Here is a 16617-nt window from a genome sequence, read left to right as displayed (position 1 = left end):
CGCCGGGTTCATTTCTGCCTCGTCCTGCCTGGAACATAGATCCCGCACTCGGTCATCGACGACACAGCCTCGGCCACTGCGTCATCGATCGAGTCGTACACGAGCGTGTTTCCGAAACCAATCTCTTGGAATTCCCCATCGCATATCTGCCGTTCGAGCCGATAGGAAATCCGGTATTTCTCTCTCGTCGAATCCTGCAGCGCCATAACAACCACCCCTCTCAGTTTGGTGCGCCGCAGGGTAAACCGATGCACCGACAACCTCCGCGAGGCAAAGGCTAAACGCGGTAGGCCATCGACAATCGCGCGACGAGCCATCTCCGCCCTCCCTGGGAGCAACAACCGTGTCGAGGTGCAGCATCGCACCGGGCACCGACAACGCTCGAAAACACACGCCGTGGCGAAGGGCTTGCTGGCCAGACAGGCGCCACAATGTCGTACCCGCCGGGCACGATGACGAGACAGAACGAATAGGGCGTCCCCGAGAGGAACATCAACAGCATGAACGAGAAGGAGCAGTGTCTTGGGATACCGGAAGACGACCCCATTGCGTGGTGGCGAGCACACGCGGCACACCTCCGCAGTGACCTCAACGAGGTTTGCATTCCCGCCTACAACGGGTTGCCCTATGCGCCAGTAGAAGTCGTCGACACGGCGGCCGCTGAATCACATCATCATCACGGCGCCGGCGAGGAGGAGACCAGCACAACCTCGGCGCTCCGTCGTCCGGCCGATTGGGACTGCTGGCCTGAAGTCAGCCTGCAGCACGACAGCACACGGGCCTTCGCCCATATCGCGGAGCTGGCCCACCACCGCGAGTGTGCCGAGACCAGCTGCATCACGGTGTGGGCCAATGCCCTGCAGCGCCAGCGATCATTCGGAGCGCGCACCTTCGTATTCGCGACCAGCCCGATTGTCTCCGAACGATTCGTTCCAACAGTGCTCCCGATCGACAATTGTGCTGGTCGCCTCAAACACCTCCGCTGGACTGGCATGACGATCGACGACTTGCCGCCTTTCTACGAGGTAGCGCCCCACACTGCGGACGATCTGCGCGCTCAGCGGATGCCCACCGCCCCACCTCTCGACCCGACCGAGTACGTCAATCACTCCGATGCGCCGCCGCAAGCGGAGTGATCGGTCCGACCAGTGAGTGCCGACGAAAATTCACAGAACAGACTTCAGCTACGGACTCGTCGGCCGATTGCGGCGCTGAGGGCATCCAACTCCAACAGCACATCGCGAGCCGCCCAGATCCGATTCCGGCGTGATGCAGACACCACTTCAAGCACACCGGCCTCCGTGAGCCGATCCAGCGCCTTGTACGTGCTCGGCTCACTGGTCCCGGTGATCTCAAAAGCGGTCGCGGCGTTCAGGATTGGCGTATCCAGGAGCCGATCCACCAGGTTCTCGTCGGCGGAATTCGCCCGCGGCCGGGCCATCGAGCGCCAGTGATCGGGTAGCCCGCTCAAGCGGGCCGCGGACTGCTCGGCCGCCGAGCTCGCGATCACTGCCGCCTCCGACACGTAGCGCACAAAACTATCTGCATCGCCGCGGCGGTATGCGGTCAACTCACCGAAGTAGCGGCTGATGTCGGCGAGCATCACCGACGCCAGCGGAACTGTGACCCGCCGGGTGAGTCCACGCCGGCGCAACGTCGCGCTGATCAACGCTCGCCCGATGCGCCCATTGCCGTCGGTGAACGGGTGAATCGACAGAAACTGCGCGTGCGCGATGGCCGCCTGGGCCACGGTGGGCAGGTCTGTGCGGTCGACGAAGGACATCAAATCGGCCATCAGGTCCGAGACCAGCTCGGGCGGGGGAGCCACGTACATCGCATCCAAGGGCGTGTAGTCGCTGCCGCCGATCCAGTTCTGCACCGTCCGCAGCGCACCGCTCTCCGCGGCGGCGTAGTAGTCCGGCGACATGAGCAGCCGATGCGCCTCCAGGACGCCAGCCAGCGTGATCGGACCCGCTCCTGCATCGTCGACCATCGCCGCCAGGGCCCGCGTCGCCGCCAACTGCGACTGAGCTTCGTCGCTGGCCCGCCCACCCGCGACCGCCTTGGCAAATGCCGGCCAACCAGCATCGACATGCTCGATCTTCGACGATGCGACCGACTCGCTGCGCAGCAGAAAATCAGCCAACGGGGCCAGGTGCTCGCCGAACCCTGCCTCAAGCCGCGCCACCGCGACGAGTGCGTCCTCGTGCACGCGAGCTGTCGGACCGGTGGGGTCGTAGTCGAGTCCGGCGATAGCCGGCGGGATGGTCACGTCAACGTAGGTGAGCGTGCGGTCAGCGCGGCTGCCGTGGCGGCCCCGTGCCACCCACGGCCTGGTCTCCGAGGTGTGTGCCGGCCAAGTCATATGCCACCATCTCCGGAGGGAAACTTAACTAACACCACTTATACTAAAGGAAGATACATACAACATTAAGCACAGAGTCATGTGCTGAACGAAACGATCAGTCGAGTGTCACCGGGGCCCTCTACATTCCACAGCATGCAACTACTGCGCGACCTGATCACCAGAATCCGAACGCGTTCGCCCCGCCGCGCCACCACCGGCAGGCTCGCCGATGTTCACATGTGGACGATCCGGGACGGGTGGACTTCACGGGCTCAGGCCTTCCGCGACGAGACCGGCCGAACGTTCGCGGTGATCACCCGCCGCGCCGGTGACACCGGGCCCGGGCACATCAACGGCGCCGAGATGTTCCGCGCCGACGCCTGGGCACAGTTCTTCCCCGCCGAGCAGGCGCCACCAATCCTGGTCGCCAACGTCCTTGATCCCCTCTTCAAGTTCAAGGACTCCCCGCAGATCGTGACGCTGGACTTCGACGATGACGGGATATTCGACCGCCACCACGCCACCGACCCCGCCGACATCGAGACCCTGAACCGGCTCGGCGCCGAATGGGACGAAGGCGCCGACTTCCTGCCATACACACCGCCCCCACCCAAGTACGCCCACGTCTGGCGCCGGTTCCCGGTGAAAGACCTCCCGCCACGGCGCCTCTTCCGCGACATGGAGCCTTTCATGACCGCCGACTGGGGCAAGGCGGTGGAGGTAGCCATCCACGCGATTCAGGATGGCGGCCACATCCCCGACGACGTACCACCGAGAGTGGACGCAGCCGCGAGAACCCTGCTGTACGAGTCCATCGAACTCGGCCGCGAACCCGACAACGTCTGGTACATCAACGGACAACACCGCACCGAAGCGATGCTGCGCCAAGGCGTCGAAGAAACAGTCCTGCGCGAGACAAGACTCATCGCCGAGCCACCGCTGCCCGGCGAAATCGGCCAGATAGGGGAGTCCTAGTGAGCGGCCCACTCACCGGCGACGCCCTCGACGTGCGGCCCGTCCACTCTCTGCGGAACAAGCCACCAAACTTCGACGGCAGACCGCCACCAACGGCCGTCAACTCCCAGCCTCGCAATACGAACGCGACCTCTATGCCGCCGAGGGACTCAAACCACCTACCAGCTAGAAGCCGCGTGCCGGCGCGGCGAAGAACTAGATGCAGGGCGGAATCGTCCTCGAAGGTGTCCACTTGAGTGCGGCCGACGCGCCTGATGGTCAATCGGAATCAAGCTCGGCACGCAGCTGAAACTCCGTGCCTTCGAGGAGCTCCTCAACCGTGGGAGTTTCCCTGCTCAGGTCGTTGCCTTGGCCCGCGAGCACGATGTTGATCACCGCGACAGCACACCGCCGATCGTCATCGCGCAGATCGTCGAACGTCGGCCGCGGACCGATGCCCTCCAGGAAGTCCAGGTAAGCGTTCACAGCGCGCTCGACAAGGTTCAATTCGTCGCCATCCATACACCTATGTCGTCCGCCCCGTACGAATCGAAAACCGCCCACGTCGCACGGTCCTCTTGAAACCGCCCCGACCGCTGCCAAGCATTAACCCCATGAAGCGTTTCCTCGCCGCGATTCGACGCCTCCACGCTGCCGATTCGCTGCACCGCACCACCACGGCTCCGCGGCCGCCAGACCACCAACCACTTCTACCCGTGCACGGCGCGCCACCAACGGCGGTGGCTACCCATGACATTCACCCGCCCACCACCAAGGAAGGCCCGCAACGATGACCATGACACCGCACCTCATTTCCGAGTTCCTGGCCCCATGGGCACTGGCAGTGCTGTCCTACCCGATCCTGCTGCGGTCCGCGCGCTGCCTCGTTGTCAGCGGTCCCCGCGTCGCGGCGTCGGTGCTGACTCGGCGGCCGCCGTACGGCAAAGGCCACTACCGCCCCTTCAAAAGAAGAGACGTGGAGTCACTGGCGAGCCTGGCAGTGGCGAGCGCCGCGCTGGCCCTGCTGATCGACGGCCTCGTGCCGGGGCCACAGTGGTGGACACACCCGCTGACGTCGGGATGGGAAATCAGCTTCGGATTCGCGATGGTCGCCGTCGCCGTCGCCGAACCGCTGCTGTCTGTGATGGCGGCACTGCTGACAGCGATGATCGGACTGGCGCTTGTGTCGTGGCTATCCGAGCCGGTCGACGACGAGCCGGAATCGCCAACCCGCATGCAGACGGCGCGGCGGGCATCAGCGCAGGCCTGGAACACCACGTTCCGCCGCGGCCGTCTCGCGCGTGAAGCAGGGCATGCCTGATGCGGTCGCGGATTGCGCAGCTGCTGTGGCGGTGGCGGGCTGGGCGCCCTCGTCGCGGTCCTGGCGATCGCCGGCCTGACACCCACCCCGCTGCCCAATCGCCGCTGCCCAACGCCATGGCCGTCCTCAACCCGAACGCGACGGCCGCGGTACGCCAGGCCCTCACCGCGACCGAGGCGCGAGACAACCTCCGCAACCGAGTAGCCGTCGGCCCGATTTCACGCAGTGCGGCCGAGATGCTCTGGGACGAGCCACAACCTAAGAACGCCGACACGCACCCGCTCCCACCCGTCATTCCCGTTGACCTCGCAGCGGCGAGGCCCGGCGACATCGCAGTATTCGCCGACCACACCGCAATCGTCGCCGACAACGGTCAACTGATCGGGCACGATGGCCGGCTCAGCGACCAAACGGGACCGGGATTCCAAGGCTTTTACCGCCCCGCGTGATCCTTCAGGCACGCCAGTTGCGGCTACCTGCCGACAGAACGCGAAGCATGACGCCACCACGTCCGCTAACGCAAACATCAACGAAATCAAAGGAGTCGGCGAAATATGACCGAGATCGACCAAGAGGATGAAGTTCTCGCCGAAACGATTCCGGCCCAGCTACTGACGATGACCGGCGCCGACATCCGGTGGCTCTTCGCAAGCGGCTACGGCGAAGGATCAATCGCCATCTACAACCGCCGCGCGACGGAGATGAGCATCGCCTACGAAGCCGAAAACGGCGACGTCTACATCCAAGCCGTCAAGACCCGAGACGAAGACGGCACCCCTCTACCAGACGTCACCGCCGTTTCAGGCGACGACGAAACCGAGTACCTGGCCTGGATACCTACGGGCCGTGGTTTGGAATTTGCACGAGAAACGCTCCCCTACCGGCGCGTACACCGCCACCCCCGCGCCGCCGAGGGTGAGTCATGACGCCGATCGAGCTCCTCACCAACGCCTACACCCGGCTCTTGCCGTTCACGACAACCACCATCGGAGCGTTCCTGTTCACCGGTATCGCCATGATGATCATGATGATCACTGTCCGGATCCTCTGCCCAGCCCCACTCGCCACCAGACTGCGGACAGCGACGGTATCGGTACTGCTGGCCACCGCCTGCGCCCTCGTCGTCATCGGCGGCATCGGGGCGGCGCTGCGGATGCCCACCGGACCCGACATCTGCATGTGCGTCTCCACCTGGTACCGCTGAACATGCTCCGCCACCGCCACCCGACAGCTCTCTACGCACCAACAAGCCACACCAGCGGGTGCGGCCGGACCAGCGCAGAACCCACGCGCCTCCGAAGCGATGGAGGACCGCGGCGGGCCGACTCCCAACCACTTCTACCACGTGCACTTCGCCACCAAAGGCGTTGGCTACCCGTGACATTCACTCACCACCGCTGCACACCGCCAAGGAAAGGCGCAAAACAATGACCATGACAAGTCACAATCGGCATTGTCATGGGTAGGCCGTCCGCCCGGACGATCGCGATCCGCGACCAGATACTCGCCGCACTACGCACCGAGTGGCCGCTGCCGATATCGACGCGCCGCGTCTGCGAGCTGCTTGGCGCCCACCGATACAGTGAGACCGGTTACCGAATCTACGCGCAGATGTGCGCCCTTGACCGATTGGGCCTCGTCGAGCGCATCCGCCGCGACGCCGGATGTCGAGATGTCTTCTGGCGCTTTCTCGGTGACCCCACGGACGCTGATTTGAACGCGATCGTTGACGCCATTGACTCGCCTCAGCCCGCACCCGCGGCGCCCACGGACAGTACTGACCTACTTGACGCTGACACCGAGATGATGTTGTCGACGTTGGACAGCTACATCAACTCGCTCGATGCGGCAGAAGAGCGCTTCGTCAACGCCGCCGCATCGGGCAATCAAGACAAAGAGACCGATGCGGCCGACGACCTGGCTGCCCTGGTACGGCAATTCGTCGACTTCTGCAACAGCTGGCCCGCACCAGCGCCAACGAACAACGATCGTCCGAAATAACACGAGAGCACCGCGGAGACATGCCTCCGATGCCAGTGCGCTTCGCGTTGGGCTGGCGGGTGCCCCAGCTTGTCGGACCTCACGCATAACCTGCCGACCATGAGCTCTGAGCCGACCCTTGACCTTCGCGCGTACCGGTTCGCCCTCGACCTCACCCGACCCAGGAAGAGCTGCGCCGCAAGCACGCCGCCCCCGCGCTTAGGCTTACAACCACGCCCTGGTCGCCAAGTTCGCGGCACTCGACGAACGCCAACCCGTCATCGCACCGAACGACGAGAGACGCAACAATGGGGGAGAGCATCGTGAACGACACCACCTACGACCACGCCATAACCGTCAACGAGGACGGGGACGACCTCCGGTTCACCTGCAGCGCACCAAGCGGTGCAAAGTGCCGGCAATTCGACTGCACCCCCGAAAGCGCCCGACCGAGCGAGGCGGCAGGCAGCTGCGGAGCACTATTTTTCTTCGACCCGTCTCGCCCCGGGACTACCTATATCGGTACGACCGCGCAGCGCGAGTGGCGCTCTGGACCAATCGAAGTCGAGTGGGGCGAGGAGTACGGCCACTACTTGTGGCGTTTCCCCGGAGAAGAACGCGACCTACCAATGGACCCACAACTGCCGGCGAGTGCGTACGAAGAGGGAGACTCACGCCGCTGATGAAAGGCGAAGTCCGAAGTGGGGCCCGGGTCTGCCCCGCCTGAACGAACTGGTGCGACGACGCGTTTGAGGGAGCCACCGTCGCATTGGGATCGCCTGGCGCCCTACGTTTTAACGAAGCGCGTCTGCGGGTCGGCGTGCTCCGGCGAATCCCTCGATAGCTCGTCGGTGAACATCCACCGCCACTCTGAGCTGAGTCGCTATCTCCTCCGTCGGGAGATGCTCAAGTTGATACTCGGAGATGCCGTAGTCACGCAGATCCGCGAGCACGTCTTCGCGCTCCATTGCGGCTTGGTGCTCGCGCCGGGCGTGCTCCTGTTCGCGCCGGGCTTCTTCTTCACGTGCCTTCTGTTGCGATCGAGATCTGGTCCGCGCGAAGTCGATCTCGCGGTAGATGAGCCAGGCCAGCAAATAGAGACAGCCGATTAGAGCCGCCCCAAGCAGCATCAGCATCATCACATCGTCGCCGTCGTCCAGATACATCCTCTGCGCCCCCTTCGTGTGGTGCAGGTTGAGAACTCGGTGTCGCAATCTTGAAATGCTCGATTCTATGCCTGGTCCAAACCCGCGGCACTGGCCAGAAGTATTTCTGCCGTTGCTCGATTCGCCTGAGGGCGAAGCGCATGAACTAATCGATACAGAACTCCGGCCCGGGGAAGTGAGTGGTGGTCAGGCATGGACGCCGCGCACATCGACGCGATCCGTGGAAGGTAGAAGGGGACGACCCGGACTCCGCTCTGGAACGTTGGTTGTCCCAGATAGCCCGTAGAGGTCGGCCAGCGCACTTACCATTTACCGTGTGGGTTATCTCGCGAACGCGCACTGCGAACGGTGCCGGACACCGGTGCGCAAGAAGCGATACTGCGCCACCTGTCGACAGGCCATCGCCCATCTGGGGCCACAGTACAGATACGCCGCGGCGAACATTCTCGCCAGCTCAGGGCCCCTCAGCCAAGACTGGGCAAACCTTGAACAGTGGCGCAACGCAGTCAGTCTGCCGCTTGACAACCTGATCGCCGACCTTGCCGGCGACTGGTTGAACAGGTGCGCTTCCACCGCTTTGCTCGACGGCAACGTGACCGCAGAAGCCCTGGCGCTGTTCCAACGCGCTGCCGCCGCCCTGGGATGGCCACAATCCGCTGTAGCTCTCAATCAACAGCTCCAACGAGAGCACCAGCTAACCATGGTCCGAGCAGGACACCTACCCACCGTCGACGAGCAGAACTCGCTCATGCTGCCCCGAGGTGAACGCTGCCACATATGGGTGCAAGCGACCCGTTGGCGCGAACTCAAATCAGGCCCCCAAGCCACCAAAGGGTCGCTGATCATCACCGACAAACGCATCCAATTTCGGACCCTCCAAGCGTCAGGAGAAGTCGGCCTCAGCAAAGTTCTCGGCGTGCACTACAACCCGCCATGGGTCATATTCGAATCGACCAACCGCACAATGAGCGGCAACTTCCGCTTCGCCGACCCACAGTGGGTATCAACAGTCGCTCTCGCGGCGCTCCAAATCGAGCGCAAGATCCTGCACCCCGCCGGCCCCGCCGCAGCGAACCGTTCAGATGAGATCAATCTGATGACTGGCGAAGAGTTCGAGGACTACGTCGCAGAACTCCTCCGCCACGTCGGATGGCACGTAACCCACACGGCTCGAACCGGGGACTTCGGAGTCGATCTCATCGCCACCTCCGGACACATACGGAAAGCTGTCCAATGCAAACGGCTTTCCCAACCAGTCGGCGTATCCGCCGTCCAGGAAGTAGTAGCCGGAGGAACCCACCACGGCTGCACCAGCAGCATGGTCGTGACCAACACCGGCTTCACCCGGGCCGCACGAGACCTCGCGTACACGCACAACTGCGAACTGGTCGGCAGCGACCAGCTGCTGCGGGCACCTCTGGAGCCCGACCGCCAAATCTCCTGACCACCGAACACGGTTGTTCAACGAGGCAAGTCTTGCCGGGGCCCAAGCAACCGGCCACGTACGAGATCACCCCAGCGGCCCACTCAGAGCCCTGACCTGCACGAATCCTGTCTCTGTCGGATTCGCGACTGAACGCTTAGACTGGTTACCTGGACAAATAGGGGAGGCAGACGATGGCGATCCGCGGTGACACGACAGCCGGCGCGCAGGCAGCGCACTCGGCGAGCATGCACCTGTCCACCGACACGCCCGAGATCCCCACTGGAAGCGACACCAAGAGCACCGCGATCTCGACCGCCCTGCAGGCCATCGTCGACACCGGCAAGACCGAAACCACGACGTACAACACCAGCGTCGACCAGCTCCGCCAGGGCCTCGCAGCCGCAGCCGACCGAATCACCGCCGCCGACCAGCAAGGCGCCGCCACCGTAAACCAAAGCGGAGGGACCACATACGTATGACCACCTACGCACCGCAGAGCGCGCCAGGTCGCTGGATCAGTACGGCTGAACTCGCACGCGAGTCGGGCCTCCGCGAAGACCTGATCCAGCGATTCATGCCGGCTGACACCACCGGCCCTGTCCCGATGTACAGCGCCGGCGCCGTCCCGCTCGCCAAGTACGTGAAGCGCCTTACCGACATGGGCACGCCCTCGTCGGCGATCGACGCTGCCGTGCGCGAGCTCCACAACAACTCCGGCGCGATGATGCAGATCAGCCTGGCCGCACCAGTGGCCCCGAGCCGCCGTGGCCGGCTCCTCGCGATCTCCGGCGCGGCCGCAGCCGCCGCACTCATCATCGGTGGAGTCATCGGCGGGCTCATCGGGTCTGGCACTCGCGACACCGCCGCACCGACCGCGCCAGCGCCGGTAACCGTGACCGCAGAAGCGCCGCCGATCGACGTGAGTGTGCCCACGTCGGCGGATCCCGTCTGCGCCGAATGGTCTCCACTGGCAGATGGTTATCGCGCGAAGCGCGCGGCCTGGGTTGCCATCGATCCGAATATCTCCGCTGCTCAATGGACTCCCGACCAACGAGCGGCGAATATGGCGGTGATTCCGACGCTCCGCGCGGAAGCTGATGACCTGCGTCGACTCGCGGACAAGGCGCAAAACGATCTGCTGGCCACCTTGATGCGCAGCCAGGCGCAGTACGAGGACGCGTACGCGAATCGGCTGCCGAATTACCAGCCGAACGATCAGCGGCTCTGGCAGGCGGTGACTGATTTCGGTAATTCAGTGAACAGCGTGTGCACCGTCACGGGACCGCGCTAAGCGAGTCCGCATGATTGAGAAGCCGCCGAGTCCGCATGGGCTGATCGGTGACCATTGGCCTGAGATCGATGAGCTGGGCATAGCGAAGGTGGCGACAGCGCTCGCGAAGGCTGGCACCGGTGCGGGGACCGCAGAGCAGAAGTCGTACCAAGACGGCACTACGTACCAGACGTTGCTGCCAGAAGGCTTCGAAACGCAGGTCGATGCGGCGTTCAAGGTCGGCGGCATGGCCGCCGATCTATCTGGTTGGTTCGCCAAGTGCGCCACGGAAACCGGCGTGGTGGCGGAGGGTGTCGCGCTAGGGAAGCTCTTGATCGCGGTGACCACCATGGTCGCTGAAGCGGTGATCGCCTCGAAAGAGGCCGAGATAGTAATCCTCAGCCTGTTCCCGTCCGAGGCGAGCACACAGCGTATTCAGCAGCTACGCGCTGAGATCAAACAGATCACCGACGATGCCAAACAAGCGATCCAGGAGCTCTACGACGGTATCTACACACCGACGGCTCCAGCATCACCCGGCTTACAGCCGCTGATTCACAACGACCAACCATTCCCACAGTTTCAGTACGGAACGATTGTCCCCGCTGGTTCAGGTACCGGCTCTGAAACCGGCAAAGGTGATACCTCCGCGCTAGACAATCCGATCCCTGGCACAAAAGGCGATGTGAGCCAGGGCATGACCGACTCGAAAGGCGATGTCCGTCCTGCTGGCGACGGAACCGGTGCTACCGGGAAGGGTGATACAGGGAAGCCCGCCGAGCTTTCAAACTCGACGAAAGGCGATGTGCGACCGGCAGGTCTAGTTGAGAACTCGCAACCGAGTGTGGCGGCAACCCCGGGTTCGGCCGGCGCTCCGGCCCCGACAGTGCCAAGTACCTCTGCATCGAGTAGTGCGACGTCGGGTTTGTCTTCAGTGGGTAGCTCAATGCCGAAGATGCCCTCGACGCCGAGCGCGCCCTCCGGCGGCGGCCTTGGCGGGGGTAGCGGGTTGTCCGGGCTCGGCTCGGGTGGTGGTGCGTCTGCGTCGCCTGCTTCTCTGAATCCGACGCAGCAGTTCTTAAATGGTGCGGCGCAAGGGTTTTCGCAGTCTCCGGTAGCGACTGGTGCGTCGGCGGCGACTGCTGCTGCGCAGCCGTTCAGGCCGCCTGCGGGTTCGACGATGCAGACGTCGCCTGCGCCGTTGGCGCCGACGGCGCCGGCCGCCGCGACTCCATCGGCGCCGGCTGGTCCCCAGCAGGTGGTGACGTCGTCGCCGAGCGCGCCGGTCGGAGCGGGTACTCCGCCGATGGGCGCGGGCGCGGGTGGTGTGCCGTTGGCGCCGCCTCCGACAGCGGGTGTGCCGAATACTGCGCCGCCTCCGTCGCCGGTTGCTCCTCCTCCGGCGGCAGCACCGCCGCCAGGTGGCGGTGGTGGTGGGCCGGTGTCCGGTCCGCCGCCCGGGATCATGAATCTCGGCGGGAAGAATGCGGCGCTCAAGGCTATGCAGATGGGGGCTCACACGGTGGGAGAGGGGCTTCGGTCGACCCCGGAGTTCAGTGCGGCAATGGCGCTGGTGTCTGCGCTCAACGATCCGGAACGGCCGGCCGGCAGCCTCATCTTGGGTGGGTGGTCGTGCGCGGTGTTTGGGGCCGGTGCGTCGATGCGTTTCGTCGTCGCCGAGCGACACGGTCTGTCGTGGATTCCTGCCGGCGTCTACCTGCCGGCAGGGGTGACAGTGGCGCACCTGGATGAGCGGGTGCCCGCCGACGTGCGGCACTCCTGGCGTGGCCTCGACCCGTCGGCGCTTGTGCTCGCCGAGTACGCGAAAGCCATTGGGGAGCAACCACGCATCGTGGTCGCGCGTGCCTATCATCCCGGTATGCCGGGCTGGTTTGGGCGTGGTGTCGTGTTGGCTGCCGATGAGGCGAGTCGGGTGATCATTCCGAATCCGCTGCATGAGCCTGGCGGCCGGCACCGGCTGGAGTTGGCGGCGCCGGAGCATTGGCGATGGGTGATGTCCCTGCCGGATGCGGTGTTACCCGAGGAGGTCCAGGCGGTCGCCCAGTGGCTCGTCGGTGAGCACGACCAAATGTTCGCGCAGTGGCCCGATGCGGCCGAGGATGCGAAGCTGCGGGCCCTGGCGCTGTCTCAGATCGGCCGGGAGGGCGGCGCAGGTGATGTCAAGCAGCTGCTGGCCGCGAAGATGGGCGAGTTGGCCACCCGGTTGATCGGAGCTCCGAACTACGGGACGCCGCAATGGGGTATCCACACGGGCATGGAGATGGCTCTGCGTGGGTGGGAGGCGCTGCTGCTCAGCTTGGGGAGTCCGTCACGGACTGTGATGGCTGATATCCAGTACGCGGTGTTGATGGCGACGCAGCCGATCCTGCCGCCACCGATCGTGGTTGCCGCCGGCGCATAGGGTTGCTAGCCGCTGGCTAGCGGCTGCCGAAGCTGAAGCCGAGTTGGCCTGGGCCGGTGTCGTCGGGGTCGGTTTGGGTGGTGTAGTCGGGTTTGCGTTGTGGGTCGGCGCTGCTGGTGGGCCAGGTGACACCGGCGGCGGCGAGGTCGGTGTAGCTGGCCACAGGGTGGGAGAGGATCTCGTCGAGCAGCTCGGCTTGCACAGGGTGTAGGTCCACGAGTCGGGCGAGAATCGTTAGGAGGTCGATGAGTTCTGCGTTCCATTCGGTGGGCCAGGTGGTGGCGTTGATGTCGTCGAGGGAGCTAGTTCTGCGGCCGGTGGGGTTGGCTTTGCGGTAGTTGAACCATGCGTTGATGACCGGTTTGTCGTCGATGGTGTAGTCCCATACCTGTTGTGGGACGGGGCCGAACGTTCCTGATCCGATGTGTACGGTGGCCGTTTCAGGGTTGTAGGTGATGGCGTTCGGGATGGTGGTGACGGTGGTCTGGTTGGTGATACGGCGGGCGTCGTCTGATTGGTATCGGATTCCGTTGCGTCCGGCTGGGAATCGGTCGCCGTAGGTGTGTAGCCAGATGATGTCCCGGCCGATGTCAATTCCCCGTTGGAATAGGGTGGCGTCGGTGGTGATCGGTATACGAATACCTGGCGTGGTGAGTTCGTCGGCGAAGCGATCTACGTAGGCGGGGTGCGCTGCGACGCCGGCGATGTATGTGAGTAGGTCTTCAGCTGTGACGGTTGTTCCAGTGATCGTTGAGAGCGCGCCGAGGAGGCCGTTGGCGAAGTTGGGTCGACCCCCGGGGTGGTAGAGGGGCAGGGTTCGGCCGCCTTGGCTGCCGCGGAAGTGATGCATGTCGGGGATGAGGGAGCTGAATACGACGCCGGGCCCGTTGGCTATGGGCTTGGAGTGGAGTTCGACGGTGAAGACCTGGTTGGCTAGGCGTGCGGCGGCCCACAGCGGTGGCCGCGCCTGATCGAGGAGTCGGTTGTCGGCGATGATCCACTGCCGGTCGAACGAGCGGTATCCGTATTGCACGATGCGCGCGTTGGCGGCGTAGGCGAGGCTTTCTGCGCGGAGTGGCCGGTCGGTGTGCTGTTCGGTGCCTGGGCCTAGGGGTGTGGCCGTGGATGACAGGGTGCGATCCCGAGTCTCTTTGAATAGGTTAGCTTTTCGTGTGGTGTCAGCTTCGCTGATGAGCCGTGTGAGCCGGTCGCGCAGTACTACGGCTGTGGGTGCGGTGACCCAGTTGCGGTTTGATTTGACACCGGGGGTGCTCCATGGAAGTAGGTCATTGAGGGCTGGATAGGCGTCCCAGTCGGTGTCGGCGGCTGGGGTGAACGGGGCTTGCCAGCTGGTGCGGGCTGGACGCCACTGGGCGCCGGTCAGGGTGAGGCTGGCGAGCGCTCGGTATTTGTCGGCGCGGCGGCCGTGTACGGAAGTGTAGTGGATGGTGGCGGGGACGTCTCGGTCGCAGTGGGGCGTGCGGGTGAATAGTGCGATGGCAAGGGGTTGTTGGACTCCGGGAAATATGCGGGTAGCGACGTCGGGTCGGATGCCTTCGGGTGAGACGTCGATGATCCAACCTTCGGTGGTGTTGCGGCGCAGGTACTCTCGCATGCCTTTGAAGCCGGGGCCGCGCAGGTAGCCGGAGGTTGTGATGTAACAGACGATTCCGGTGTCGCCGTTGGGGATGCTGGCGTTGGCGTCGAATACTTTCCAGGTTCCCCATCGCCAGAAGTACACGTAGAGGTTCTTGAGGACATACTCTGCTCGGCCGTTGCCGGCGGCGCGGAAGTCGTCGAGGGGGCGGTAGGGGTCTGAGCCGTCGCCGTTTTCGATCCATCCTCCCATGCCTTCTGCACGTTCGCGGTAGGGCGGATTGCCAATAACCACAGTGACTTTCGTCTTTGACTTGACTTTGGCCGCGCGGGAGCGGGAGCGGCTGATGAGCTCTAGTCCGGAGCCGAGCTGGGTTTGTTCGGCGTAGGGGTCGTCGAGGGTGTCGGTGACAAAAAGGCCCAGTCCCCGATCTGGGAGGCTGGCTCCGACGTCGGCAAGCAGGTCGGTGGCGCGCAGCTCGGCGACGGCGAATGGGCCCATCTGCAGTTCGAATCCGTAGAGGCGTGTTGCAAGGTCGGTAACGGCGCCGGCGACCGCGCCTTGGCCGTCGCGGTCCGCGACGCGTTTTGCGACGTGCTCGATCACTTGTTGCAGATAGCCGCCGGTGCCTGCGGCTGTTATGTGCTCTCTCTGGGCGTGTCTCACGGACCAAGTAGCCCCCGGCGAATACGGTGGGGCGGATTGATCAGCGGGAGGTGACACGTTGCAGCTGTACTTCGCGGATTGGGCAGCGGTCGAGCAAAGCGAGTATCAGATCGATGTTGGCCCGGCCGACCGTCGGCTGGCCTGCGGCACTCCCATACTCGTCGATGACGCGATGCGGCCAATGGAGCCGTGGTGCACCTTCTTGCGGCTGTACTGCCAGAACCTGCGGACGAACTCGATTTACGCGTACGCCCGTGATGCGTTGGAGTTCGGACGGTTCTTGGACACGAGAGGCATCGGGGTGCTTGATGTCTCAGAGCCCGATCTCGTTGCATTCCGCAAGCACCGACTCGCCAACGGCGTGTCACCCAGTTCTTGGTCTCGACATCTTGTCGTCATTCGGGCGCTATTCACCTACCTGTACGAGACTGGCCAACGCGACAGCCTGCCCTGGATCCAGGTCGGGAGCAGGTCAGTCGTGACGCCCAGGACGCCACGCACGGAGATGGACGTCAGAGCGCTGTCACATTCGCAATGGCTGGCCCTGCGCAATATCGGATTTGGTGGAGAGCTGCCCTCAGGAGAGGTCGACCGCTCCTATCGTGGTCAATCGACCGTCCGCAACGTGTGCGCGGTCGACCTGGCCCTGACCACCGGCATGCGCCTCACCGAGTGGTCCACGCTGCTGGATGCCGAGATCCCGTCTTCCGACGGCGGCGCTTCGCTGGTGCTGGAAGCGTGTGCGAAGAATGCGCGCCGCCGGCGGGTCTATATCCCAGCCTCGACCGTCAAGGCAGTCGAACTCTACCGCGCCACAGAACGTAAATCCCTTGTCCGCAAAGCTCAGACCGCTCTGCGGCGCAGGCTGCCGACGCTGGCAGTCGCCACCCACATCGACCCGACCGCGGGCAAGCTCACATACCGTCAAAAAGGGATCGACACGCGGGAGGACTTCGCTGCGATCCCTCCCGAAGTGCGACGGCTCCTGGTCAGAGTCGACGCGGCTGGGTATATCGAGCCGTTGTCGCTATTTGTGGGTAAGGGCGGGCGCCCGCCGTCGCAGCGGCGCTGGCATCAATACTTTGAGGACGCCAACGACCGCCTTGCCGCGTTCGGGAGTTCCCCACCCACCATGCCTCCCGCGGTCACACCGCATGACCTGAGACATACATTCGCTGTGGTCATGCTGCGCAGCCTGCAGCGACGCGCGATGCTACTCGAACAGTCCAGGACGAGAACAGGATTCGGTACGATCAGCGAACACATCGTCCACAACCCGCTCTTAACTCTACAGCGTCTACTCGGCCACGCGAGCCCGTCTACGACTATGGTCTACCTCCGGTTTGTCGATGAGTCAGATGAGCTGATCCAGCGGGCGTTTGAATCCTGGAGCGACGATACCCGCGACTACGCCACCTACGTTCTGGACGAGCTGGAGCTGGAGGCGCAGTCGTCGTGACGCCCGCTG

At 64.1% G+C, this 16617-nt stretch carries 17 protein-coding genes; 12 read left to right on the top strand and 5 right to left on the bottom strand.

Annotation, left to right across the window (positions count from 1 at the left end; translation table 11 throughout):
* Nucleotides 1-8 precede the first annotated feature (8 nt).
* Nucleotides 9-317 (bottom strand): hypothetical protein, encoded by a 309-nt coding sequence (locus tag AB8998_RS30245; RefSeq protein ID WP_369741989.1) that lies wholly within the window; start codon nucleotides 315-317, stop codon nucleotides 9-11.
* A gap of 183 nt (nucleotides 318-500) precedes the next feature.
* On the opposite strand from AB8998_RS30245, the gene AB8998_RS30240 reads away from it, so the two are divergent.
* Entirely contained in the window at nucleotides 501-1136 is a 636-nt protein-coding gene (locus tag AB8998_RS30240) for a hypothetical protein (RefSeq protein WP_369741988.1), read from the top strand.
* A 44-nt stretch (nucleotides 1137-1180) separates the two neighbouring features.
* Here AB8998_RS30240 and AB8998_RS30235 read toward each other — a convergent pair whose 3' ends face one another.
* A complete protein-coding gene (locus tag AB8998_RS30235; protein WP_369741987.1) occupies nucleotides 1181-2365 on the bottom strand; it encodes a Fic family protein in 1185 nt (394 codons plus the stop codon).
* Nucleotides 2366-2500: 135 nt separating this feature from the next.
* Here AB8998_RS30235 and AB8998_RS30230 point away from each other — a divergent pair, with 135 nt between their 5' ends.
* Nucleotides 2501-3322, top strand: coding sequence for a hypothetical protein (locus AB8998_RS30230; protein ID WP_369741986.1), 822 nt, complete (start codon nucleotides 2501-2503; stop codon nucleotides 3320-3322).
* 258 nt (nucleotides 3323-3580) lie between these two features.
* On the opposite strand, the gene AB8998_RS30225 is transcribed toward AB8998_RS30230, so the two are convergent.
* A complete protein-coding gene (locus AB8998_RS30225; protein ID WP_369741985.1) occupies nucleotides 3581-3823 on the bottom strand; it encodes a hypothetical protein in 243 nt (80 codons plus the stop codon).
* A 268-nt stretch (nucleotides 3824-4091) separates the two neighbouring features.
* Between AB8998_RS30225 and AB8998_RS30220 the strand changes: the two genes are divergently transcribed.
* The 5 genes from AB8998_RS30220 (at nucleotide 4092) to AB8998_RS30200 (ending at nucleotide 6623) form a co-directional block, all read left to right on the top strand.
* A complete protein-coding gene (locus tag AB8998_RS30220; protein WP_369741984.1) occupies nucleotides 4092-4622 on the top strand; it encodes a hypothetical protein in 531 nt (176 codons plus the stop codon).
* Between the two features lie 116 nt (nucleotides 4623-4738).
* On the top strand, nucleotides 4739-5071 hold the full coding sequence (locus tag AB8998_RS30215; RefSeq protein ID WP_369741983.1) for a hypothetical protein: 333 nt from the start codon (nucleotides 4739-4741) through the stop codon (nucleotides 5069-5071).
* Between the two features lie 105 nt (nucleotides 5072-5176).
* Entirely contained in the window at nucleotides 5177-5548 is a 372-nt protein-coding gene (locus AB8998_RS30210; protein ID WP_369741982.1) for a hypothetical protein, read from the top strand.
* On the top strand, nucleotides 5545-5826 hold the full coding sequence (locus tag AB8998_RS30205) for a hypothetical protein (protein ID WP_369741981.1): 282 nt from the start codon (nucleotides 5545-5547) through the stop codon (nucleotides 5824-5826). Before AB8998_RS30210 ends, AB8998_RS30205 begins: the two co-directional genes overlap by 4 nt.
* Before the next feature lie 425 nt (nucleotides 5827-6251).
* Nucleotides 6252-6623, top strand: coding sequence for a hypothetical protein (locus tag AB8998_RS30200; protein ID WP_369741980.1), 372 nt, complete (start codon nucleotides 6252-6254; stop codon nucleotides 6621-6623).
* Nucleotides 6624-7396: 773 nt separating this feature from the next.
* Here AB8998_RS30200 and AB8998_RS30195 read toward each other — a convergent pair.
* Nucleotides 7397-7768, bottom strand: coding sequence for a hypothetical protein (locus tag AB8998_RS30195; protein WP_369741979.1), 372 nt, complete (start codon nucleotides 7766-7768; stop codon nucleotides 7397-7399).
* A 316-nt stretch (nucleotides 7769-8084) separates the two neighbouring features.
* Between AB8998_RS30195 and AB8998_RS30190 the strand changes: the two genes are divergently transcribed.
* The 4 genes from AB8998_RS30190 to AB8998_RS30175 all read left to right on the top strand — a co-directional run bounded on the left by AB8998_RS30190 (nucleotide 8085) and on the right by AB8998_RS30175 (nucleotide 12886).
* Complete coding sequence (locus AB8998_RS30190; protein ID WP_369741978.1) at nucleotides 8085-9212, top strand: restriction endonuclease; 1128 nt, start codon at nucleotides 8085-8087, stop codon at nucleotides 9210-9212.
* 173 nt (nucleotides 9213-9385) lie between these two features.
* Nucleotides 9386-9673 (top strand): hypothetical protein, encoded by a 288-nt coding sequence (locus tag AB8998_RS30185; RefSeq protein WP_369741977.1) that lies wholly within the window; start codon nucleotides 9386-9388, stop codon nucleotides 9671-9673.
* Nucleotides 9670-10485 carry a hypothetical protein gene (locus AB8998_RS30180; RefSeq protein WP_369741976.1) on the top strand — a complete coding sequence of 272 codons (816 nt, stop codon included), beginning with the start codon at nucleotides 9670-9672 and terminating at the stop codon, nucleotides 10483-10485. The genes AB8998_RS30185 and AB8998_RS30180 overlap by 4 nt, the downstream gene beginning before the upstream one ends.
* A 10-nt stretch (nucleotides 10486-10495) precedes the next feature.
* Nucleotides 10496-12886 carry a hypothetical protein gene (locus AB8998_RS30175; protein ID WP_369741975.1) on the top strand — a complete coding sequence of 797 codons (2391 nt, stop codon included), beginning with the start codon at nucleotides 10496-10498 and terminating at the stop codon, nucleotides 12884-12886.
* Nucleotides 12887-12902: 16 nt separating this feature from the next.
* Here the strand turns inward: AB8998_RS30175 and AB8998_RS30170 are convergent, their stop codons facing one another.
* Nucleotides 12903-15089, bottom strand: a complete 2187-nt coding sequence (locus AB8998_RS30170) for a type ISP restriction/modification enzyme (protein ID WP_369741974.1) — start codon at nucleotides 15087-15089, stop codon at nucleotides 12903-12905.
* Between the two features lie 118 nt (nucleotides 15090-15207).
* On the opposite strand from AB8998_RS30170, the gene AB8998_RS30165 reads away from it, so the two are divergent.
* Entirely contained in the window at nucleotides 15208-16608 is a 1401-nt protein-coding gene (locus AB8998_RS30165; RefSeq protein ID WP_235848076.1) for a tyrosine-type recombinase/integrase, read from the top strand.
* Nucleotides 16609-16617 lie beyond the last annotated feature (9 nt).

Origin of the sequence: Mycobacterium sp. HUMS_12744610, from assembly GCF_041206865.1 — a bacterium.
Taxonomy (GTDB): Bacteria; Actinomycetota; Actinomycetes; order Mycobacteriales; family Mycobacteriaceae; genus Mycobacterium; species Mycobacterium servetii.
Note: the sequence above shows the minus strand (reverse complement) of the source record. Positions and strands in the feature narration are given on the sequence as shown.

Bases quoted from the DNA above. Each gene is read 5' to 3' on its own strand.
- AB8998_RS30245 (WP_369741989.1), bottom strand. From the start codon at position 317: ATGGCTCGTCGCGCGATTGTCGATGGCCTACCGCGTTTAGCCTTTGCC.
- AB8998_RS30240 (WP_369741988.1), top strand. From the start codon at position 501: ATGAACGAGAAGGAGCAGTGTCTTGGGATACCGGAAGACGACCCCATT.
- AB8998_RS30235 (WP_369741987.1), bottom strand. From the start codon at position 2,365: ATGACTTGGCCGGCACACACCTCGGAGACCAGGCCGTGGGTGGCACGG.
- AB8998_RS30230 (WP_369741986.1), top strand. From the start codon at position 2,501: ATGCAACTACTGCGCGACCTGATCACCAGAATCCGAACGCGTTCGCCC.
- AB8998_RS30225 (WP_369741985.1), bottom strand. From the start codon at position 3,823: ATGGATGGCGACGAATTGAACCTTGTCGAGCGCGCTGTGAACGCTTAC.
- AB8998_RS30220 (WP_369741984.1), top strand. From the start codon at position 4,092: ATGACCATGACACCGCACCTCATTTCCGAGTTCCTGGCCCCATGGGCA.
- AB8998_RS30215 (WP_369741983.1), top strand. From the start codon at position 4,739: ATGGCCGTCCTCAACCCGAACGCGACGGCCGCGGTACGCCAGGCCCTC.
- AB8998_RS30210 (WP_369741982.1), top strand. From the start codon at position 5,177: ATGACCGAGATCGACCAAGAGGATGAAGTTCTCGCCGAAACGATTCCG.
- AB8998_RS30205 (WP_369741981.1), top strand. From the start codon at position 5,545: ATGACGCCGATCGAGCTCCTCACCAACGCCTACACCCGGCTCTTGCCG.
- AB8998_RS30195 (WP_369741979.1), bottom strand. From the start codon at position 7,768: ATGTATCTGGACGACGGCGACGATGTGATGATGCTGATGCTGCTTGGG.
- AB8998_RS30185 (WP_369741977.1), top strand. From the start codon at position 9,386: ATGGCGATCCGCGGTGACACGACAGCCGGCGCGCAGGCAGCGCACTCG.
- AB8998_RS30180 (WP_369741976.1), top strand. From the start codon at position 9,670: ATGACCACCTACGCACCGCAGAGCGCGCCAGGTCGCTGGATCAGTACG.
- AB8998_RS30175 (WP_369741975.1), top strand. From the start codon at position 10,496: ATGATTGAGAAGCCGCCGAGTCCGCATGGGCTGATCGGTGACCATTGG.